Consider the following 22,554-nt stretch of genomic DNA (forward strand, 5'->3'; position numbering starts at 1 on the left):
CAATTTTAATATAGGGATATTACTATATCTTAACATTACAGGTGAGATTGATGGATCGTGGGAAAATAGTTGCAATTATCACAGGTGCGGTTTCCATAATTTTGGCACTTGGCTACCTCCTGCTTGTACAACTGCTAGACTTTAGGGGTGAAATGAAACCTGCTCCTATGAGTGAGTCATCGCACCAGTCATCAGTAGTCGCATATATTTTACCAGGAAATGCGCAAGCAATAGTAGAAAAAATCTACTAACTAGTATGGTACCAAGTAGCATTCAAACAAGAGAGAACTTTTGAGATTGAGTGTGAGCGGTGTAAGAATTATAGCTGGCGTTGCAAACAGTGATGGAGAAATAGGTGTTGTCGGCAATAATCCGAGCATCGGTAAGCCGCTAGTTGGGCGCTCAGATCTTGCATCTGCTTTTTCGTCCGCCAAAAAAAATATTGGCTCAAAGCTAAAGTCCGTTAAAACTGACTGGGTAAGTCTTGTAGTCCGTTTTAACTGAGATCTTGCACCCTCCGGGTTCGCCCTTCGGGTAAGCGCAAAGCGCACGCTACGCGTAAGTCCCAAAGGGACACGCTTACGCGTTCGCTCTTAGCGTGCGCTTGCGCTTACGCCCTTGGCGTGCGCTTGCGCTTACGCAGTCGCCTCTGTCGGGAGACCCTCCTGCAGCGCTGTCTCACCAGTCGCTCATGGGGAAACCACGCCAGTTGCTCCACTTGGGGAGACCCCAAGACCGCACTGGCTCCCCAAGACCGCGCTGGCTCACCATTCTCAATAATCGGGAGGCAGAGCCTCCCAACCCTCGTTCCTGGGCTGCAGCCTGGGAACGAGATATCGAGGCTCTGCCTCGTTGTTGATACTGGTGCAAGATCTGAGTTTTTACGGACTTGATATATTAGCCTTGAACTTGAGTTCAAGGCGTAATCACCGCTAAGGTGCAAGATCTCAGGTCATAGATTGCAAACAATAATAACTATTAGAATTTTTGAAACTATAAGAATTTCTTAGAGTAATCATAGATTAATGATTTAGCTGACTTATTCCCCTTTGACATAAATATACGGTAATCTATGATTTAACGAAGATAAAATATAAAATAAAAGTTAAATTTTTCGACTCGCATATCTGTGTTGTCAAAAACAACGGTTTTTCATTGACAACAGCGTCCTGTTGTGCTGCAAATTGAGAGGAGAATTAATGGGTCATTTTCTGCTTGAAAGTGTTTGGTTAGTTCCTTGCTATGCTTTAATGGGGGGGCTTTTAGCTGTCCCTTGGTCTCCAGGAATCATTAAACGCACAGGACCAAGACCAGCAGGTTACATCAATTTGGTCATGACATTTCTTGCGTTTGTTCATTCTGCTTCTGTATTACCAATCACCTGGAATCAAGCGCCATATGAGATATCTATACCTTGGCTGAGTACTGCTGGTTTAAATCTTTCTATTGATTTAGAAATCTCCTCTTTAAGTGTCGGCGCAATGGTTGTCATTACCGGCTTAAATTTGCTGGCACAAATTTTTGCTGTCGGCTACATGGAGATGGACTGGGGCTGGGCACGTTTTTACTCTCTGTTGGGATTGTTTGAAGCTGGGCTGTGCGCCCTTGCATTATGCAATTCTTTGTTTTTCAGTTACGTGATTTTGGAAATCCTAACTTTAGGAACCTACTTATTGGTAGGACTTTGGTTTAGTCAGCCTTTAGTTGTCACAGGCGCTAGAGATGCTTTCTTAACCAAACGGGTAGGAGATTTATTTCTGCTGATGGGAGTTCTGGCAATATGGTCACAAGCTGGAAGTTGGAACTACACCGATTTAGCAGAATGGGCGACTACTGCCAATGTCAACCCAACCTTAATAACATTAACATGTCTGGCATTAATTGCAGGTCCAATGGGTAAGTGTGCCCAGTTTCCCTTGCATCTGTGGTTAGATGAAGCAATGGAAGGACCTGTTCCCAGTACAATTTTACGGAATTCAGTCGTCGTTGCGAGTGGTGCTTGGGTGCTGATTAAACTGCAACCTGTTTTCAGTTTGTCACCAATAGCAACTTCTGCAATGGTAGCTATCGGTGTTGTGACAGCAGTGGGTGGTTCTTTGATTGCGATCGCCCAAGTTGATATCAAACGCTGCTTATCATACTCCGTCAGTACCTACATGGGTTTAGTGTTCATCGCCGTAGGAACACAACAAGACGAAGCAGCACTATTGTTAGTCCTCACCCACGCCTTAGCCTCAGCACTCCTAGTCATGAGTACTGGTGCAATTGTTTGGAACAGCATCACTCAAGATGTCAGTCTTCTGGGGGGACTTTGGTCACGCCGCCCAGTTTCTGGACTAGCATATATAGTAGGGACTCTAGGATTAATTGGGTTTCCACCCTTAGGGGGCTTTTGGGCATTGCTGAAATTAGCTTCAGGACTGTGGACAACAGAACCTTGGCTTGTGGGAGTGCTGATAATAGTCAACACTTTAACAGCCTTCAGCTTAACTAGGGAATTCAGTTTAATATTTGGTGGAAAACCAAAGCAAATGAGCGATCGCTCACCTGAAGTCAGTTGGCAAATGGCTCTACCCACAATCATTTTGCTTGGCTTTACTCTCCATTTACCCCTGGTGTTACAAAGCTTATCACTACTGCCAACTTGGGAAACTCTTAACAAAGATGTCGGACTTCTGTTAATGTGGTCAAGTATTTTTGGCTGCAGCATTGCAAGCGTTGTTTATCTAGGTAACGTCATTCCCAAACCAATTCGCTTCCCTTTAAAACCTTTGCAAGACTTGCTAGCATACGACTTTTACACTCCAAAACTGTATCGGGTGAGCATAGTTTTCACTGTTGCTATGATTTCAAAACTAGCAGACATGATCGACCGCCTCATATTCGATGGAATTGTGAACTTAGTTGGCTTAGTTTCCATATTGAGTGGAGAAGGTTTGAAATATAGCACATCCGGACAAACCCAGTTTTATGCATTCACTGTGCTATTGGGAGTAGGTATATTAGGAATGGTAGTGAGTTGGCAATATTGGGGTTCTGATCTTTTGAATTTGATGTTTTAGTTTCCAGACCTCTTAGTAACATGGGGCGCAAAGCCTTGCGCCCAGAAAAAGCAGTCAACTCACAATTCAAAACTAACCATCCAAAGTTTATACACCAAAAAGTCGTTACAGCGGTTTTCATATGAATAGACCACAAATCGTAGGGGAGCCAGTGCGTTGGAGAGCCAGTACTTGATGAGGGTCTCCCGACCTAGGTATCTGGTGAGACCAGCGCTGCAGGAGGGTCTCCCTCCGTAGGCGACTGGCGAACCCGAAGGGCGTCCGGGTTTCCCGGCTTGTTCGCCTTTGGCGTCTCCCCTTGGGAGATAGCATCTGGTGAGACCAGCGCTGCAGGAGGGTCTCCCTCCGTAGGCGACTGGCGAACCCGAAGGGCGTTGGGCATTGCTCGGAAAAACTTATGTGATAGACATTTGAGATCTTGGTGAGCAATGCCCACCTTACATAAAACCGCTGTCATCTGCGTTTTCAAAAACTTTAGACTTTGATTTTTCATGACATCAAAAAACACCAATTATAAATTTCATAAAAAACAATGAACAATGAACAAGAAGACACCACACTGATAACTGTTAACTGTTAACTGATAAAAAGATAACTAAAAATTCCTCTCTCTTCTCCCTTCCTCTGCGTTCTCTGCATCTGAAGCGGTTTTTTACTCTTTTCTTTAATTACATCACTAACCAATCTATGCTCAGTATCTTAATTTGGCTACCTATTTTAGGAGCCGCCGTCATTAGTTTACTACCTCGTACCATTCCAGCAATAAACATTCGTTTAACAGCCCTAACCGTTACTGGATTAGTTCTTCTTTGGAATATCTTCCTCCTGTTTAAATTTGATATCTCACTTCCTGGAATGCAGTTGCAGGAATACTTACCTTGGAATGAAACCCTTGGTTTAAGTTACCAACTCGGGGTTGATGGACTTTCCATAGTAATGCTGCTATTAAATAGTTTGCTCACTTGGATTGCTATTTACAGCAGCAGCCAACAGACAGAACGTCCCCGACTTTTTTATTCCCTTATCTTATTAGTCAGTGCAGGAGTTGCAGGCGCATTTGCAGCGCAGAATTTATTACTCTTCTTCCTGTTCTACGAACTAGAATTAATACCTTTCTATCTCCTAATTTCCATATGGGGAGGTGAAAAGCGGACTTATGCAGCCATGAAGTTCCTAATTTACACCGCTGTTTCAGGAGCATTAATTCTAGCAACATTTTTGGGTACAGTTTGGCTGAGTGGTTCAACGAGTTTTGATTACAATACACTCTCAACTCAAGCCTTATCAACAACACTGCAAATCATTCTACTTGTAGGAATCGTGCTAGGGTTTGGAATCAAAATTCCCCTGGTTCCCTTACACACTTGGTTACCAGATGCTTACGTTGAAGCCTCAGCCCCGATTGCGATTCTTCTTGGTGGAGTGCTGGCAAAGTTAGGAACTTATGGCGTTTTGCGATTTGGGATGGCGCTATTTCCCGAAGCTTGGAGTATTCTTGCACCCAGCTTAGCAACTTGGGGGGCAATTAGTGCTATATACGGGGCAGTCACAGCGATCGCTCAAAAAGACATCAAGCGCATGGTTGCATATAGTTCCATTGGGCACATGGGATATATATTGTTAGCAGCAGCAGCTAGTACTTCTTTAGCATTGATTGGTGCGATCGCCCAAATGTTCAGCCACGGTATTATCCTCGCCATCCTCTTCCATCTTATAGGAGTTGTAGAAGCCAAAGTCGGAACCCGTGAATTGGATAAACTCAATGGCTTAATGAGTCCTATACGCGGATTACCCCTAACGAGTGCTTTACTCATTTTAGGAGGTATGGCAAGTGCTGGTATTCCTGGTATGACAGGATTTATTGCTGAATTTATCGTGTTTCAAGGCAGTTTCTCCGTTTTTCCTATACCAACACTATTGTGTGTCGTCGCCAGTGGCTTAACCGCAGTCTACTTTGTCATCCTGCTTAACCGTACCTGTTTTGGCAAACTTGACAACGACTTAGCTTATTATCCTAAAGTTTTATGGTCTGAGAAAATACCAGCTTTTATCTTAGCTGTCCTCATCTTGTTTTTGGGAGTACAACCGAGTTGGTTAGTGCGTTGGAGTGAACCAACAAGTACAGCAATAGTTGCGGCTATTCCTCCTATTGAAAAAACCGTAACGACTCAAGTCGCTCTCGATCAATAAACTTCCTTTGAAAGTCTACTTTTGTCCCTTGTTATAAACGTCGTTCATGGTGTTTCTTGCAAAAGTCTATTGTATAAATAGGACTTACGCAAGAACTCTCTCAAACTCTTATTCCTTTGCGCCCTTGGCGCATAGGGCGCACGCTACGCTAAGGCGTCCTACCCTGCGGGAAGCCCTTCGGGTAAGCGCAAAGCGCACGCTACGCGTTCGCCCTCTGGGCGTGCGCTTACGCTTACGCAGTCGCCTAGGTCGGGAAAGCCGTCATTCGCGCTGTCTCACCGCTGCGCGTCTAGGCGGTTCGTTTTTCATAATCTTGCCCAAGCCTTGATGAAGAGGAAATAAAAATGGTACAAACTCCAAACAAAACCGAAGCCAAATTACCACCTTCCACCCATGAATTTGCAGAAGTGATTCATCGGTTAGAAGCAGGTGGTGCAATGTTGCCCGACACGCCAGAAAACTTAATGCAAATCATCGGTCTTTACAAAGCTTATGCAGTACCGATGGACTTTTACTGGCGCGACTTATTATATATTGCTGAGCAGGTATTTATAGATCCATTTCCCTTTTTTAAATACTTCATTTCTCAGGAGTATTTAGAACGTCACAATCATTATGCTGGTGATGATGCTGAGTTGAGAGTTTGGCGCGGTGAGGCGACTGCTCATCCGGAACTCTTAGCATTTATGCAAAAGGGTGAAACCTTCAAAATGCCTAAATTATTGCATCACTTATTCCATGATCGAATTAACATGGAATTTGCCGAAGCTTGTATGCGAGCAATGCTTTGGCATAGAGGAATGGGTGGAAAATTTGACCCTTATCTGGATACTGAAGAATACAAAGTGAATGCCGATAGGGCAATCAAAGCTTACTTCAAAGGTAACCCATTCATGTTGGGACTCTACAAACTGTTCCCAGATATGTTTATAGAACAGTGTCGTCAAATGTCTTACTATGCTAATCTGGGTTTGTTCTGGGAAATCATGGCTCCCGTGTTTTTTGAAATGTCAGACTTATATGACGAAGGGAAAATTACGAGTGTCCCAGAGGCGATGAATTTCTTGGTGAATGGAATTCTTGCAGTCGCAAGTCGTCCTATTTATCATAACGTTTACATCCGTGGCGAATGCTACGAAATCGTTCCCAAATCTAAAGGCTTTGTCTGGCTTCACGAAGCTGCATTACCTTATGTGGAAGCTGTTTTTTACCGTACTGCTCCCTTCCGGGGTACAAAATCTTATAATGCTCAAGCAGGACAAGTGCCAACAGATCAAAAAGACTTTCACTACGGAATTCTTTATGCAGATGTCTTTCCTGTAGGTACCGCAGGTATTCCACCAACACTGCTCATGCAAGATATGTTGCATTTCTTGCCACCTTATCTTGTTGATTACTACAAGAATTATTGCCGAGGCGAAGAAGATACGTTGATTCAGTTGGGAGTGAGTTTCCAACGTTCAATGTACTGCGTCACTTCTGCAGTGATTCAAGCATTACGAACAGCACTTTTACATCCTTTAGATGACGAAAATCCCGAACATTTACAAGCAAATCGGGACTTTTTTGAAACTCAGTTAAATCGTTTTACTCGTCCTGAGTATGGTATTCGTAATGCTGCTCGTCTGCGGGATATTCAGAGTCAGGATTATAGGTAAGCTAACCCCCGGCTGTTCGCGCAGCGTGCCCCTTCGGGCATAGCGCGGGGGCTTTCGCCACTTACCACGATCCAGAACGGTGATTTGTAGTGCGCTCACAAAACTAATCATGTGATATCCTTTGGACGGATTTTCGTTTTTATCCGCGAAAAGACTACCACCAAATGAAGTATAGCAGTTGCCAGGTAGATTAGGACATCAACTAATGAGAAAACACTGAAACCACGGGACAATTCCCAGCCTGCTCCCTGCTATACCATTATGGCATGAGTCTTTTAGCGGAACTAAATAAAATAGGGAGCAAGATACTCCCTATACCGTTATCTACGAATTTTGTCAAGTCTGATTGATGAGTTCTTATTCCTGTCTTGTGCAAAAACCTTAAAACTCTCTCCTCAAGCTATGCCATTTAAGGTTTTTGGCTCATAACTCAGTGACGCTGCTCTTGGTCGCTTGATCAAATAGATTGAAAATCTGGTGACAAATCTGTCTCAATTTCTCTTGAGCTTCTGGCAAAGGTGGCGTAACACCCCAAAATTCCCAAGATCCTGTGGTTGCAAATCGCCACAACTGCCCCATGTAGTCATGTCCAGACAGTTCCACTCCCACAACTCGTTGTGTCTGAATTTGTGCCTCTTTGGATAGTCGGATTTGCATCAAAATACTATAGCTTTGGCAAAGGAAACTGCGTTTAGAAAAGTGAAAGGCAAGATCCACCGAATGCGGATCATCAAATTTTTCGGTTTCTGAATTCTTTAACCATGGGCTTAGATCAGCCGAACTATCAGGAAACTGGGATCTAAAGAGATTGACAACAGCAGCAATTTTACTGACTATTTCAACGCTGTTGCCTTGTTCAGCAGCATTCAAGGTTTGCACTCCTAGTGAACTCAGATTTATTGAGAATTTTTATTAGAGATATTTATATCCAAAGATTAAAGTTATTGATATTTTTCATCTCTGATACAACCTCCAAGATCTCTCGGAAAGGATATTTTTTTAGTGTTATTTCGTACATAACTTGATCGTATATCACCGTTTTCCCTTTTTTAAGAGAGTCTTGTAAGGACACCTTTCTTAAGGAGAGTTTCGGGGGATTTTGAAGCTCCATGTATTTAAAACAATACTTCTAAAACATCCTCTTAGATTTGCTTTTTTGTACTTAAATTAGGACAAAAATAATACATTAACTCTGACCCGAGACCAGAAAAACGACAAAATTTAACTAAAATAAATCATAGACTTATTGAAAATACATTGTAATAATATTGCTACTGGTTCCATAATAGTCATAATTTAGGAGAAATTGACATGAGCACTTACGCCAAGGAATTGAGAGCCACAGCCCAAGCTATGGTTGCTCCTGGTAAAGGTATTCTGGCAATGGATGAAAGTAATGGCACCTGTAACAAGCGGTTTGAGAAACTGGGGATTCAACCCACAGAGGATCGCCGACGTGCTTACCGGGAACTAATTTTGACGACTCCTAACTTGGGTGAGTTCATTAGCGGTGCGATTCTGTATGATGAAACAATTCATCAATCTACACAAGCAGGTAAACCCTTTACCCAGGTGATGCCGGAAGCAGGCGTGATCGTAGGCATCAAAGTAGATACCGGAGCAAAAGATTTGTCAGGGTGTGCTGGAGAGAAAGTCACAGAGGGACTTGATGGATTGCGCGAGCGCATTGCTGAGTACTATAAAATGGGTGCGCGATTTGCGAAGTGGCGAGCGGTGATTACCATCGGTAACGGCATTCCCAGCCGTACTTGTATTGAAGCGAATGCCCATGCCCTTGCTCGGTATGCAGCACTGTGTCAAGAGGGGGGATTGGTGCCGATTGTAGAACCAGAAGTGCTGATTGATGGCGATCATACAATTGAGCGATGCTATGAACTTACCGATCAAACCTTGCAAGCCGTATTCACTCAACTGCGGTTGAACAAAGTGGCATTCGATCAAATGATTCTCAAGCCCAGCATGGTGATCGCAGGATTAAATTGTTCTACTCAATCAACAGTAGATCAAGTGGCCCAAATGACGATCCAATGCTTGCTCAACAATGTACCTGCAACAGTTGCGGGTGTGGCATTCCTGTCTGGTGGACAAACGAATGAAAACTCAACCGCACACCTAAATACGATGAATCTCAAGTATGGTGCAAAGTGTCCGTGGCCTGTGACTTTCTCATATGCTCGTGCGATTCAGCAACCCGCTCTAGAGCACTGGCGCGGAAACGATGACAATACCAAAGCCGCACAACAGCTGCTTTTTCATCGGGCAAAGTTGAATGGTGCTGCAAGTCTTGGTAAGTACAACGTGGAAATGGAGAAAACACCTGCGTTAGTCTAATTCACTGCAATTCCTGCGGAGGTTTGATGGAAAATACCATCACTTGTGTATTAAAGTGCAGTTAGCTTCTTCGCCCCCTCGCCCTGCACCATAGAAGGCTTGGTGTCGCAATATTCAATTTAAGAAGGTGCGTTATGGCTTTGCCATAACGTACCTTTTGGCTATGTATCTGATTCTGGGGATGATTAGGATATAGCGTAAGCGTTTCATCGATTTGGAATGGTTCGGCAGTCCGGTCTTGGGGGTTCCCAACGCCAGATACCTAGGTCGGGAGACCCTCATCAAGTACTGGCTCCCCATGAGGAACTGCCGAACCCAAAGGGGTGGTTTATTTACGCCGTTATGTACTAGTGAATTCATATTTATTGAGAATTTATATGATAAATCTTCCAATTCATAAATTGAAGCTATTGATATTTCTAATCCCTAATCTAACCTCCAAGATGTCTTTTATATTTGTTTTTATGTATTTTTTCTATTACAAAAATAATATATTGACTCTTGGTATTGACAAAAAGAAGCTCTGGAGCACTTCTTGGTGGGAGTAACGGAGAATGGTGAAGAAGAAACACGCCTGAGAAGGGAGCGGTTGTAGTGGGGGAGAAAACCCCACGAATAAATACGTTCGCATGAACTGATTGCAGGGAGAAGAAGCACCAGCGAAAGGGGGCAAGGTGCATGAGAGAGGACTGATTGATCCACGTAAATTCTTTTTCTCCCTACAAGGAGTGCTCCGGTGCTCCCTACTTCTTCTTTCTGCCCCACACCCTTACACCCCTTCTTGGTCAATTTCAGAAATATCGGCTGGAACCCTCATTCTTGGGTTCGGTGACAAAAGTTTTCAATCTACTGACAATAGATCCTAGATTTATTTACAGATAATTGCAATAATGAGGCTGGTGCTTCCATAATAGTCATAATTTAGGAGAAATTTACTGCAATTCCTGCGGAGGTTTGATGGAAAATACCATCACTTGTGTATTTAAATTGCCATTTTATGGAGATGGGCGCTCTCCACCCAATGCAACTAAAGACTCTTGTCATCCTCTGAGTCGATAGGAAAACCTGCACAAAACGCAAGGGCCGTTATACGATTGCCCGTTCTGTGCGTTGCGCGTTTTGTTGTGGAGTGCGCCCGAAGGGTACACAGACGCTACGCATTTGCCCACTGGGCGTGCGCTTACGCTTACGCAGTCGCGGTGAGAGCACAGACCCTCCTGTAGCGCTGTCTCACCGTCTGGGCAGCGCTGGGAAGACCTCCGGTCTCGCTGCGCTCACACTAAATCAAGCTCTTTGACGAAGTACTACAGCCGATGTGTTGTAGCCAACGCAGGAGCAAAGATTACAACCTATCAACGAACTACACCTAGATTGCAGTGGGGTTAAAACAAGCGATCGCCCGTATACGCCCAACCAAGCTGAGTCCTGCGGACACGCTCTTGCAACGCTTGGTTCCCTGAACGAAGTTCAGGAGAGGCACTTTGTGCCTCGGGCGTAGGGCGCGCGGCTTGGGCGATCGCTACTGAACAAGCCTGGGGTAGACAGAACACGAACAAAGCAAAATTAAAAGCCAAAACATACACTGTTAAGGAGCAAAAATGTCGAAGATTGGTTTATTTTATGGAACTCAAACCGGAAACACTCAAAACATTGCAGAGTCGATTCAAAAAGAGTTTGGCGGTGATAGCGTTGTAACACTGCATGATATTGCCGATGCTGGTACGGACGACTTTGAGGGGTATGAAAATATCATTGTTGGTTGCCCAACCTGGAACGTTGGTGAATTGGAGGGCAGTTGGGAAGGCTTCTACGAAGACCTAGACGAGATTGACTTTAATGGTAAAAAGGTGGCTTACTTTGGACCAGGCGATCAAGTTGGCTATGCTGAGAACTTTCAGGATGCAATAGGCATTTTAGAGGAAAAGATTTCAGAACTCGGTGGCAAAACGGTTGGACAGTGGCCTACAGAGGGTTATGAATTCGAGGAGTCTAAAGCCGTCAAAGATGGCAAGTTTGTGGGCTTGGCGTTGGATGAAGATAATCAATCTGACCTGACGGATCAGCGCGTCAAAAAGTGGGTAAGTCAGTTGAAAGGAGAGTTTAGCTTGTAAGGTTCCTCTGAAATATAAGCCATTAAGGCGTTGTGAGATATCCGAGCACTGCATCGGTGGGTTTGGTGTCATTGCTTTATGCTCAACGCATACCATGAACAGGTGCGATTGATGCAAACATGGTAACGATAGCGCTGATGAAGTCCGAATTTCGGAGATAACTAATGCCACAGACCTTTTTGACGGATGTAGTGCTAATTTTAGGAGCGTCTCTATGTCCACTAGTTTTATTAGTCTTGCTAATTAACTTTCTGTGGACGGTTTGTGCTGCTTTTGTTTAGTCGTGTAACTCGACTCAAACGCCTCGATTCAATTGAGTGCGTCCCGTTGAGCTTTGCGTTGGCGTATTCCTTTGGGCGGGACGCTTTGCGACGAGCGCCTGCCCTTTGGGTTGGGCAAACCCAAAGGGCAAAAATGGACAACCCTCGCCAAATCAAGTAGGATTTTCTGCTGGGATTGAGAATTACTTCTAGTAAACTGCTTGATTTGGTTGCCTCCACGATTAATCGTGGAGCGCACAACGAGTACTCGTAATAGGGTTGTCCATTCTTGTCTATGAAAAATCAAGCGGCATAGGACTCGTAGCGAACTTTTCACAGGTTGCCACTCTCTCAAATGCATCGCTTTAATTATTAAACGAGGAGAAAACTCATGGCTTTTGAACTACAACCATTACCCTATTCTGAAAATGCTCTAGAACCATACATTGATGCTCAAACGATGGGGATTCACCACGGCTTTCATCATGGTGGTTATGTTAAGAATCTCAATACAGCTTTAGAAAAGCATCCAGATCTACACAATCAAAGCATTGATGATTTAATTCGGAATCTTAATACATTGCCTGAAGGTGTTCGTAACGCGGTTCGCAATAATGGTGGTGGACACTTTAATCACTCCATCTTCTGGACAATTATGGGTCCTAATGCAGGTGGTGAACCAACCGGAGCGATCGCTACTCTTATTAATGAAGTCTTTGGCGACTTCGAGAACTTCAAAACTCAGTTCAATGATGCAGGTGCAAAGCACTTTGGTAGTGGATTTGTCTGGCTGGTGCGAACAACCGACAATAAATTTGAGATCGTCAGTTTGCCTAATCAGGATTGTCCTTGGTCAGAGGGACATTACCCCATTTTATGTAACGATGTTTGGGAACACGCCTACTATCTCACCTATCAGAACCGTCGCCCAGAATATCTCAAACAGTGGTGGAATACCGTTAACTGGAATGCGGTGAACGAACGGTATAATATAGCAACTAGCGCTTAAAAATCGCGTTTTGCATGAAATATCAGCAGGATTATAGATAATCCCTCCTGCCTTCTTGCATTAGTATCGCTTTAAGAAGGTGCGTTAGGCTTTTCCCTAACGCACCTTGTGGCTATGTATCTGATTCTGGGGATGATTCGGATTTTTCAGGTTTGAGTAATGGGAATGCGATCGCATCTCGAATACTAGCGCAGTCTGTTAATAACATCACTAACCTGTCAATTCCAATTCCTAACCCACCTGTGGGAGGCATACCATATTCCAACGCCGTCAAGAAGTCTTCATCCACTTGCGCTTCCAAATCACCACCGGCTTTTTGTGCGACTTGCGCTTCTAAACGTTGTCTTTGGTCGATAGGATCAGTCAACTCTGAGAAACTGTTGGCAGTTTCCCGCCCAACAGCATATAACTCAAATCGTTCCACTAAACCAGGTTTAGAACGGTGCGGCTTTGCCAGTGGTGAAATTTCCACAGGAAAATCGGTAACAAAGGTAGGCTGAATCAGGTTTTCCTCTACTTTTTGCTCGAATCCTTCATTTAACAGCTTGCCAATTGAAGGGCAATCTTCTACATTTTCAAGACCAGCATTTTTACTAGCTACTTTTGCCTCTTCCAAAGTTTGAAACGAGTTGAAATCCAAACCTGTGTATTCCTTCACCAAATCGTTCATTGTCGCGCGTCGCCAAGGGGGAGTCAAATCCACTGGTGTACCTTGGTAGGAGATTTGCAGCGTGCCGAGAACTTCTTTGGCAACGGTGGTAATTATACCTTCCGTCAGCGCCATCATATCGTTGTAATCGGCATAAGCTTGGTAAATTTCAATTGTGGTAAATTCAGGGTTGTGACGAGTTGATATTCCCTCATTGCGGAAAATCCGCCCCAGTTCAAACACCTTTTCAAACCCACCGACAATCAAGCGCTTAAGATGGAGTTCTGTCTCAATTCGCAGATACAGCTTCATCTCTAGAGTGTTGTGGTACGTAATGAAGGGACGCGCGTCTGCACCACCCGCTTCTTTTTGGAAAACAGGAGTTTCAATTTCAATAAAATCACGCTGTTCCAAGTAACGACGAATACCAGCAGTAATGAGAGCGCGACGGCGAAAAGTTTGGCGGACTTCAGGGTTTACTATCAAGTCAACGTAACGCTGACGGTATCGCTTAGCAACATCCGTCAACCCATGCCATTTATCAGGCAAGGGCAAAAGAGATTTTGTGAGAATCGTGTATTTTGTGACAAAAACAGATAGCTCGCCCTTTTCAGTCCGTTTAATTGTCCCACTCACTCCCAAGATATCGCCGACATCTGTGAGTTGCTTGAGGTGATTGAAAGCATCAGCATCAACATCTGCCATGCTTTGTTGAATGCGGTTTTTTTCCAAATAAAGCTGAATTGTGCCGGTTTCATCTTCCAAAGTGAAGAAAGCCAATTTACCGAAAACACGACGCGCTATAATGCGTCCAGCCACAGTCACGTTTAAATCAACTTCTTCACCGTTAGGCAAATCAGCATATTTTTCCTGCAATTGAGCCGCGTGATGGCTGGATTCCCAATGGTAGGCATAGGGGTTCATCCCCAATTGCCTTAGCTGTTCTACTTTTTCTAGCCGCGTAGCACGGATATCTTCTTCCGACATGGTTGACGAACTAAATAGGGCAAGATTTCATTATTGTATGTAATTGTAAGAATAGCTGTAGTTTTGCCAGACGATAAACTGGTCAGATTGCGTCTGCCGATGTTCATCAAACCACAGTGCGCTTTGGGCTTAGCTTTGAACCTATCGGCTTTTAGCCGTGAGAGCGTCAAGATTGCATACCTAACCTTATACTTGAGGATAAACTAGAGCTAAGAGAGTAGGAGAAAACAATTGAAACTGCCGAACCATGAATTGGCGGTTATACCATAACGAAAAATCACTGAGTATCTGTTGTCGCCTACTCACCCAGATGGACGCAGTAAAGAAAAATTTTTCACTGCGTTTGGTTTTACAGTGAATGAGTGCGAAACTCTTGCCACTGCATTACTGAACCATGTTGCTAACAACGATGTTACAAAGCTAGAAGATTCACCATTTGGAACACGTTATGTTGTAGAAGGTATACTGCTATCACCAGATAATAGAAATCCTTTGCTTCGTTCTGTCTGGTTTCTTGAAACAGGAGACAATATTCCTAAGTTTGTGACTGCTTATCCACTGAAAAGGTCAGAAAAATGATTGCAGAACTTGATAGAGTTATTATAACAACTGATATTTCAGAGTACGGGTTAGAACAAGGTGATATAGGTACAGTTGTTTTGGTACATCAAGGTGGTAAGGGATATGAAGTGGAATTTCTCACCTTGAATGGAGAAACTGTGGCAATTGTTTCACTATTGGCTGCACAAGTTCGTTCCATTGGTAATAGAGAAATTGCTCATGCACGAGTGATCAATTGATGGTATTGCATAAAATTAAGTCTCAGGCGAAAGAAGAACTGGGTTCAAATAATGTAAGTTGTGTAGGATATTTGTGACGACGCAACTTATGACAGACGCCAAAATTTTGGTACTGCTTTATATCTATAATTATTTTACTGGCAAGTTCTTTGCCTAGTAATACAGGTACAGCATTTCCAACCATTTTATATCCATCAAGTAGATTGTTGTATTTGAAAAGAAAATTATCTGGAAAAGTTTGAATTCTGGCACATTCTCTAACAGATAATCTCCTGTATGGTTTGAATGAATTAGGATCAAAAATCCATTTGTCTTTCTCAACCCAAATCATTTTTTGTGCTTGAGGATGTATCGGAGCATGTCTACCACCTGCTTGAATTGTAAAAGATGGCTCATCCCAGGTTCTGACTCTATTTCTTGACATATAAATACTAGAAAAGCTACCTTCCATATATTCATGATTAGGTACTAATGGATGAGTTTTAGATACCTCTCCTGCTACTGGTGTCGGTTCAATATCACTTAGCTCGTAGATAGCATCTCTAAGAGTTAAAATGTGATTGCTTTCCAAGGGAAATTCAAAGATTCCCCCCATCTCCTCTCTATACCCTATAAGAATTACCCGTTTTCTATCTTGCGGTACTCCATAATTGCAAGCATTGAGCAATTTATAAGTTACTTCATATCCAGCATCTTTAAATTGATATAAAATATTTGTAAAAGCTTTGTTATGCTTTTGGGCTAAAATCCCACTGACATTTTCAGCTAGAAAAAAAAGAGGTCTTTTTTCTCTAATAATTCTAATGTAATCATAAAATAACTGACCTCTGCTATCATCTATTCCTCGTCCTGCACCAGCTTCACTCCAACTTTGGCAAGGAGGACCACCAATGATACCTATGCAGTCAGGTATATCATCAGGTTCAATAGCTCTGATATCTCTTTTATCTAGTTTGACATCTGGATGATTAAGTTCATAAGTATCCCAAATTGACTTATCATATTCGTTTGCCCAGACTGTCTTAAATCCAGCTTGCTCAAAGCCTAAATCTAAACCTCCACAACCTGAAAATAGAGATACTATATTCATATTTTTTCATTCCATCAATTTATTTTTAATTTTATATATAAACATTTGTTTTAATTGCTTTAAGTAAATCTGCTATAAATATATAGGAATCCGGTTTGATTTGGTGAGACCAGTGCTTGATGAGGGTTTCCCTCACTTGGCATCTGGCGTATCTCCTCCACCAGACGCTGCGCGTTCGCTCTTAGCGTGCGCTTGCGCTTACGCCGTAAGGCGTGCGCTCTGCGCACACCCGAAGGGTGAATCACAAAGTAGAGACGCTTAACGCTTAACAGGGAAGAAGCAATAATAGTGTACTGAGTTTTTTAAGCGCAGAGCGCAGGCTATGCCAACAAAAATCAAATATGAGTCGTATATATTGTTTTTCTTACTTGAAATTTACTAAGTAGCATGTAAACACCTTCTCTCTCTTCTCTTTTTTTTCTTTGCGACGCCAGTCGCCTCAAGTCGGGGAACCCGCCCACGGCGCTGGCTCCTCTTTGCGACGCCAGACGCCTAGGTCGGGAGACCCTCTCCGTTTGCGTAGCGCCCCCTATGCCTGCGGCACGGCTACGCCTATCGGGGCTAGTTGCCACAACGCGCTTAACCCGCGCAAGGCACTTCTCTGTGCAGCGCTGGCTCGTCTTGGCGGTTAGTTTTTTTATTTTTTGTTCACGACCTATCTAGGATTGCTATATATTTTAATCAGATAATAAAGATTATGCCGCTCCTCATGTGTGAAGAGCGGCAATACCGTATCGTATCAGATTGCTAAATCTAACTCACCAACGAAATCCCCCGCTTCACCAACGCCTCTGCTGTCAAACCATTAAACGCCATCAACTCGCCAGCACTCGCTGTGGTTTCCCCACGCTTCCATGCGAAGGTATCCCGCTTGCTGGTACTCCGTAACATGATGGGTTCTAGCATCGCCGCAGCACCACCAGTCACACCAATGAGTGCATCGCCATCAAACAATTCGGCAAATTTCTCATCATCCACAAAACCACCATCAGCTTCAGAACAAGTATCCCAAGCAGTATCATGGGGACGATACAAACGACGGGGGTTGATAACAGAAACAATTCTTGCGCCAATACCTTCTTTTTCTAATAAAGCAGCAGCTTCAAAGACTGGTATTAATGTCATATCTCCAATAACAGCAAAGACAACTTTCTTATTACCAGAAACTTCTTGTAACACGACTGCACCATCGCGTAACCCTTGACTCGTTTGTTCAAAAGTCGTGCGAATTGGCAATGGTGACTTACTCGCAGTAATCACAATTCCCTTATTTTTAGTCGTCAATGCCCAGTCATAACAAACCTGAATACTGTTAGCATCAGGAGGAAACAATGGAAATACATTACCGTTGCGCATTAACGAAGCAAAATAAGCTTCAATTTCCGGACGTTGGTGAGTCCAACCGTTGCGTCCTTGCTCTAATGCACCAGCGGTGAATAATGTAATAGTTGAGGGAGTGCGACGCCGCAATTCTGCCATTGCTTGCGTGACTGTTTGCCAAATTGGTAAACCGTTGATGGCAAAAGATTCGTAAGAACACCACAAAGTCCGCGCACCCATCAACGATAAACCAGCAGCTAACCCCGCACAACCATCTTCACTCAATGGTTCATACACTTGTCCATTGGGTGCTTGGTAATATAAGTCATCTGTCGTGGGGTGGATAATTTTGAGTGCTTGGTTAATATTGGCAATACCAGATGCTTCGTTACCGTCGGCGTTAGTCACGAAAAAGTTGCGATCTATCTGTCCTACCTTAGCCACCAATGTTCCCATTGCTGTGGTGGAAACTTTTGGTTCGCCACCCACTGGATATTCTTCCAAAGGCAATTCGCCTAATTCTGGCAACTTATACTCAAATTCTGTCACAACTGTTTTCGCTGCTGGACCTCCGCCTGCGCGTTCACAGTTTGTCCGTACGAGTTGCCAAACTTCTGGAGGTAAGGCACGTTCTTTCAGCGCACTGACAATATGGGGAGCATCTAAGGTGTCTTTAGCATAGAGGTTGTGAGACTTGGCACCTCGTGCATGAACTCCTGCACCTTTGAGTTGTTTTATGATAAATACGGTTAGCTTGCCACTGAGTGCAGAACGCGCTGCTTCATCCACACCTGTGAGTACAGCTTTGGTAAAAGCTAGCCGCTGCTCAAAGGAAAAGGCGGTACTATCAACGTAATCCCCCTTTTGATTTGCGTCGTCAAAGTCTTTGGCATCGACTAACACGACTTTTTCAAAACCGTTACCGTACCAGTATGCCGTCATTTGTTCATTGGTTTTGAGAGACACCATGCTGTGGTGTTCTTGGCTGTAACCGTTCCACACCAAAACTGGTAAGAAGTTGGTGACAGTTGGAAAAGCGGTGTGGAAGTGTGCTATAGAACTCATGATATACGGTTCACCCAATCCACCATCGCCAACGGTGAAGGGGAAAAGCTTGTCTTTGTGCAACAATGCAGCTGACATTGCAAAGTGTTGCCCTTGTCCTAAAGGACCTGCTGGTCCAAGAATACCAGGAATGTAGCCAGAAAGATGTCCTAACAGCCCATGTTTTTCCCGGAAGCGATCGCGCAATTGTTGCACCGTCTCAATTCCCATGTCCTCTAGTGATCGATCCAAGAACATGGCACTATAAAATCCAGGGGCATGGTGTCCCACTTCCGTAATAATGTTTTTGTAACCGAGCATGACAAGCGCCGCATAAGCTTCGGCTTGAGAAGCAAAACCACCTGGGTGTCCAGAAGCTTTACTTGCTGTGACTTGCAGTATTAGGTAACGCAAAGCGTCAGCAGTAAGTAAGGTTTGGAAGGCGGCGGCTGGATCCTCAGGATTTTTGATCGCCACTTTACCTGACTCTATGACAGGTGTTCCACCATATTTTTCAAAACCGGGGATTGCTTCACCAAAGTATTGAATACCTTCACAAAAATTAGGAGCCGCTGAAGTTTCCTTTGGGGTTGTTGCCGTCATGCTAAGTACCTTAATTTAAGTATGAGGAGACACCGGAGATGCTCGTTCAATTTAACAAAAATTTTACAACTTTCAGGTTGTAACAGTTTATTGTTCTTTTGCAACATAAATATAAAGATATTCAATCTAACTTCAAAAAATTTAATTTTCTTTTTTGAATTTCAGTGGCAAAAAAGAATAAAAGTAAAAAACAAGGCTTATGAAACTACCAAATGGACCGCAAACTCCAGGGCTGGTACAAATGCTCCAGTGGGTTTTCAGCCCCATGTCATTTATGGAAGCTTGTACTAAACGCTATGGGGATATCTTCACACTGCAGCTAAGTCGTCCGGTGGTTTTTGTCAGCAATCCTGCGGCGATGCAGCAGATGTTGACAAGTGACACAAAGGAGTTTGAGGCTCCTAGTGACTGGAATACTCCTTTTGAACCTATGCTTGGCAAGAATTCTGTCATCACTCTTAGTGGTAAGGCACACCAGCGTCAACGACAGTTAATGATGCCTTCGTTTCATGGTGACAGAATGCGAACCTACGGTCAGGTTATTGGCGATATTACAGAGGAAATTAGCAGCCAGTGGCAGATAGACAAACCCTTCAGCGCACGGTCTGCAATGCAAGCTATCACCATGCGGGTGATCATGCAAGCCGTGTTTGGCTTATATGAAGGTTCACGCGCCCAAGAATTGGAGGAAGTTTTAAGTCTGATGCTAGATGAAGGGGGACAATCTCCTGCAAGAGCGCTCATCCTTTATTTTCCAGCCCTACAACGGGATTTAGGACCACTCACGCCTTGGGGAAAGTTCTTGCGCCGCCGGGAACGAGTTAACCAAATGCTGTACGCGGAAATTCGCGAACGCCGAGAGCAACCAGACTCATCGCGGACAGATGTCCTCAGCTTGCTGATGGCGGCGAAGGATGAAGCAAACCAGCCAATGACTGATCAGGAATTACGTGATGAGTTAATGACTTTGTTAGTAGCAGGTCACGAAACTACAGCCACTGCGTTAACCTGGGCATTGTACTGGATTCACAAACTGCCAGGAGTACGAGAAAAACTTCTAGAGGAACTTGATACTTTGGGCGATAACCCAGACCCCAGCACCATTTTCAAATTACCTTATTTAAATGCTGTGTGCTGTGAAACCTTGCGGATTTATCCAGTTGCGATGCTTACCTTTACACGAGTGGTGAGAACACCCGTATCGTTGTCTGGACACGAACTTGAACCAGGTACACTTGTCATGGGCTCAATTTATCTGACTCATCAGCGTGAGGATTTATATCCCCAACCCAAACAGTTTAACCCAGAACGTTTTCTGAAAAGGCAATTTTCCGCTTATGAGTATTTGCCGTTTGGTGGTGGTGTCAGGCGTTGCATAGGTATGGCTTTTGCCCAGTTTGAAATGAAAGTTGTGCTTGCTACCATCCTGTCGCGCTGGGAATTGGCGCTGGTTGATGACGGTGATGTGCGACCAAAACGCCGTGGTATGGTTTCAGGTCCCAACCGTTCCATCCAAATAGTTGTTAAAGGTCAGCGAGCGCAGAAGTCTAAAATTTTGGAATCTATCGCTGGTTAAGTTTTTAAGGAACAATATTTTGATATAGTTTTCTACGCAGAATAACTGAGTAGTTGTAGGTAAGGCATATGCCTTACCTATAAATTTTGAGTGAGAAATTTGAAGAAAACGAATTGCCCTCACCCCCTGCCCCTCTCCCAATTTGGGAGAGGGGTGCCCGATAGCGTAGCGTGCCGTTAGGCATAGGGCAGGGTGAGGGCAACGCGTGTATTAAAACAACAAAGAAATATGTGAAGTTCTATTATGATTGGTTCTTTGAAACAAACACTGCAATTAATTATTAATCCAACGAGATTTTTAGAAGATTGTGCTGCTAAGTATGGTGACACGTTCACGGTTCGAGTATTAGGGATAAATTCGCCGCCAGTGGTGTTTTTTCGTAGTCCGGAAGCTATCGCTGAGTGTTTTGCTGTGCCTGCTAAAGATTTGGATTTTAAGAAGGCAACTCATGTTTTTGAGCCTTTGTTTGGGGAGAATTCGATTGTTTTGCAAGAGGGGCGATCGCACAATCGCCAACGTCAATTATTGATGCCACCCTTTCATGGTGACCGCATGAAAACTTACGGTCAAGTCATTTGCAAAATCACTGAAAATATTATTCAAAATTGGACACCTGGCACATCTATTTCTGTACAGCATGTCATGCCAGATATTACTTTACAAATTATTTTACAAGTAGTATTTGGGATCAGTCCCGGTGTCCGTTATGAAAAATTCAAAGAACTGCTGAGTTCTTTATTAGAAGATGTGACGAAACCTTTGTACTCTACCTTCTTTTTCTTTCCACCACTACAAAAAGATTTAGGTGCATGGAGTCCTTGGGGAAATTTCCAAAGACGTCGCGAGGAAATTGACAAACTGATTTATGCAGAGATTTATGAACGACGTTTATCTAATGATGCTTCACGTACAGATATTCTCAGTCTGCTGATGTCAGCGCATGACGAAAACGGACAACAAATGACAGATAAAGAGTTACGTGACCAATTAGTTTCACTGTTGCTTTTAGGATATGAAACGACAGCTGCTGTCTTAGCTTGGCTATTTTATTTAATTCACTTCCACTCACAAGTAAAAGATAAGCTGATGCAGGAATTGAGGACTTCAGGCGATACACTTAATCCCGAAACAATCACTCAATTACCATACCTGAGTGCTGTCTGTTCGGAAACGCTGCGACTTCACCCGATTGCTCTTATTTGTACGCCACGAATGGTAAAAAACACAGTAGAAATTGCTGGTCAAAAATTTACATCTGGGACAGTTTTAGTTCCCAGTATTTATTTAGCTCATCGACGCGCAGAAACTTACCCAGAACCAGAAAAATTTCAACCAGAAAGATTTCTCAATCAAAAATATTCACCTTGTGAATATTTACCCTTTGGGGGAGGTTATCGCGGTTGTATCGGTGCAGCATTTTCTATGTATGAAATGAAATTAGTTACAGCAACTATTTTGTCACGTTTTCAACTAGAGCTTACTGATAAGCATCCAGTGCGTCCAGTACGTCGCGGAATTACGATTGTTCCCTCTGGTGGTGTACAAATGGTTGTTACTAATCAGATAAATAAAGCGAAAGCTTTTATATAGGAATCCAGTTGAATTTGGTGAGACCAGTGCTGCAGGAGGGTTTCCAACGCCAGATACCTGCGGAGGGAAACCCTCCCGCAGTACTGGCTCCTCCGTAGGCATCTGGCGTTCGCCGTAAGGCGTGCGCTCTGCGCACACCCGATAGCCGTAAGGCGTGGCGTTAGCCATAGGGTGAACTAACTCATAGGAGGAGGGAACAGGGAACACCCGAACGCTTAAGAAGGAATAAAGGTGTATCTAGCTTCGTAAAAAT

The 22,554-nt window shown here is 43.7% G+C and carries 17 protein-coding genes; 11 read left to right on the forward strand and 6 right to left on the reverse strand.

The features are described 5' to 3' along the window. The first annotated feature begins 50 nt into the window (after window positions 1-50). The gene (locus DP114_RS16920; RefSeq protein WP_169268911.1) at window positions 51-251 is read left to right on the forward strand and encodes a hypothetical protein; all 201 of its coding nucleotides are present in this window, start codon (window positions 51-53) and stop codon (window positions 249-251) included. Between the two features lie 948 nt (window positions 252-1,199). Next, the gene (locus DP114_RS16925; protein WP_171976655.1) at window positions 1,200-3,062 is read left to right on the forward strand and encodes an NAD(P)H-quinone oxidoreductase subunit F; all 1,863 of its coding nucleotides are present in this window, start codon (window positions 1,200-1,202) and stop codon (window positions 3,060-3,062) included. A gap of 190 nt (window positions 3,063-3,252) precedes the next feature. On the opposite strand, the gene DP114_RS16930 is transcribed toward DP114_RS16925, so the two are convergent. Then, window positions 3,253-3,519, reverse strand: coding sequence for a hypothetical protein (locus tag DP114_RS16930; protein WP_171976656.1), 267 nt, complete (start codon window positions 3,517-3,519; stop codon window positions 3,253-3,255). A 230-nt stretch (window positions 3,520-3,749) separates the two neighbouring features. Between DP114_RS16930 and DP114_RS16935 the strand changes: the two genes are divergently transcribed. Both DP114_RS16935 and DP114_RS16940 read left to right on the forward strand, forming a co-directional pair. Further along, window positions 3,750-5,252, forward strand: coding sequence for an NADH-quinone oxidoreductase subunit M (locus DP114_RS16935; RefSeq protein WP_169268384.1), 1,503 nt, complete (start codon window positions 3,750-3,752; stop codon window positions 5,250-5,252). A 344-nt stretch (window positions 5,253-5,596) separates the two neighbouring features. Continuing rightward, window positions 5,597-6,910 (forward strand): CO2 hydration protein, encoded by a 1,314-nt coding sequence (locus tag DP114_RS16940; RefSeq protein ID WP_171976657.1) that lies wholly within the window; start codon window positions 5,597-5,599, stop codon window positions 6,908-6,910. A 423-nt stretch (window positions 6,911-7,333) separates the two neighbouring features. Here DP114_RS16940 and DP114_RS16945 read toward each other — a convergent pair whose 3' ends face one another. Continuing rightward, the gene (locus DP114_RS16945) at window positions 7,334-7,780 is read right to left on the reverse strand and encodes a hypothetical protein (RefSeq protein WP_171976658.1); all 447 of its coding nucleotides are present in this window, start codon (window positions 7,778-7,780) and stop codon (window positions 7,334-7,336) included. 441 nt (window positions 7,781-8,221) lie between these two features. Here DP114_RS16945 and DP114_RS16950 point away from each other — a divergent pair, with 441 nt between their 5' ends. Next, entirely contained in the window at window positions 8,222-9,262 is a 1,041-nt protein-coding gene (locus DP114_RS16950; protein ID WP_171976659.1) for a class I fructose-bisphosphate aldolase, read from the forward strand. Between the two features lie 1,382 nt (window positions 9,263-10,644). Here DP114_RS16950 and DP114_RS16955 read toward each other — a convergent pair. Continuing rightward, window positions 10,645-10,836 carry a hypothetical protein gene (locus DP114_RS16955; RefSeq protein WP_169268380.1) on the reverse strand — a complete coding sequence of 64 codons (192 nt, stop codon included), beginning with the start codon at window positions 10,834-10,836 and terminating at the stop codon, window positions 10,645-10,647. Window positions 10,837-10,860: 24 nt separating this feature from the next. Here DP114_RS16955 and fldA point away from each other — a divergent pair, with 24 nt between their 5' ends. Both fldA and DP114_RS16965 read left to right on the forward strand, forming a co-directional pair. Further along, entirely contained in the window at window positions 10,861-11,373 is a 513-nt protein-coding gene (fldA, locus tag DP114_RS16960; protein WP_169268379.1) for a flavodoxin FldA, read from the forward strand. A gap of 651 nt (window positions 11,374-12,024) precedes the next feature. Then, window positions 12,025-12,642 (forward strand): superoxide dismutase, encoded by a 618-nt coding sequence (locus DP114_RS16965; protein ID WP_169268377.1) that lies wholly within the window; start codon window positions 12,025-12,027, stop codon window positions 12,640-12,642. A 112-nt stretch (window positions 12,643-12,754) separates the two neighbouring features. Here the strand turns inward: DP114_RS16965 and lysS are convergent, their stop codons facing one another. Continuing rightward, window positions 12,755-14,278: a lysine--tRNA ligase gene (gene lysS, locus DP114_RS16970; protein WP_171976660.1), complete on the reverse strand. Its 1,524-nt coding sequence runs from the start codon at window positions 14,276-14,278 to the stop codon at window positions 12,755-12,757. Window positions 14,279-14,554: 276 nt separating this feature from the next. On the opposite strand from lysS, the gene DP114_RS16975 reads away from it, so the two are divergent. Continuing rightward, the gene (locus DP114_RS16975; RefSeq protein ID WP_339379358.1) at window positions 14,555-14,857 is read left to right on the forward strand and encodes a DUF6883 domain-containing protein; all 303 of its coding nucleotides are present in this window, start codon (window positions 14,555-14,557) and stop codon (window positions 14,855-14,857) included. Then, complete coding sequence (locus DP114_RS16980) at window positions 14,854-15,078, forward strand: DUF4926 domain-containing protein (RefSeq protein ID WP_169268375.1); 225 nt, start codon at window positions 14,854-14,856, stop codon at window positions 15,076-15,078. Before DP114_RS16975 ends, DP114_RS16980 begins: the two co-directional genes overlap by 4 nt. 22 nt (window positions 15,079-15,100) lie before the next feature. Here DP114_RS16980 and DP114_RS16985 read toward each other — a convergent pair whose 3' ends face one another. Continuing rightward, window positions 15,101-16,168 carry a DNA cytosine methyltransferase gene (locus DP114_RS16985; protein WP_171976661.1) on the reverse strand — a complete coding sequence of 356 codons (1,068 nt, stop codon included), beginning with the start codon at window positions 16,166-16,168 and terminating at the stop codon, window positions 15,101-15,103. Between the two features lie 753 nt (window positions 16,169-16,921). After that, window positions 16,922-19,135, reverse strand: a complete 2,214-nt coding sequence (locus tag DP114_RS16990) for a phosphoketolase family protein (RefSeq protein WP_171976662.1) — start codon at window positions 19,133-19,135, stop codon at window positions 16,922-16,924. Window positions 19,136-19,334: 199 nt separating this feature from the next. Here DP114_RS16990 and DP114_RS16995 point away from each other — a divergent pair, with 199 nt between their 5' ends. Both DP114_RS16995 and DP114_RS17000 read left to right on the forward strand, forming a co-directional pair. After that, window positions 19,335-20,711, forward strand: coding sequence for a cytochrome P450 (locus tag DP114_RS16995; RefSeq protein ID WP_169268816.1), 1,377 nt, complete (start codon window positions 19,335-19,337; stop codon window positions 20,709-20,711). Between the two features lie 243 nt (window positions 20,712-20,954). Beyond that, window positions 20,955-22,301 carry a cytochrome P450 gene (locus DP114_RS17000; RefSeq protein WP_171976663.1) on the forward strand — a complete coding sequence of 449 codons (1,347 nt, stop codon included), beginning with the start codon at window positions 20,955-20,957 and terminating at the stop codon, window positions 22,299-22,301. Window positions 22,302-22,554 lie beyond the last annotated feature (253 nt).

Source organism: Brasilonema sennae CENA114 (genome assembly GCF_006968745.1).
GTDB classification, from domain to species: Bacteria; Cyanobacteriota; Cyanobacteriia; order Cyanobacteriales; family Nostocaceae; genus Brasilonema; species Brasilonema sennae.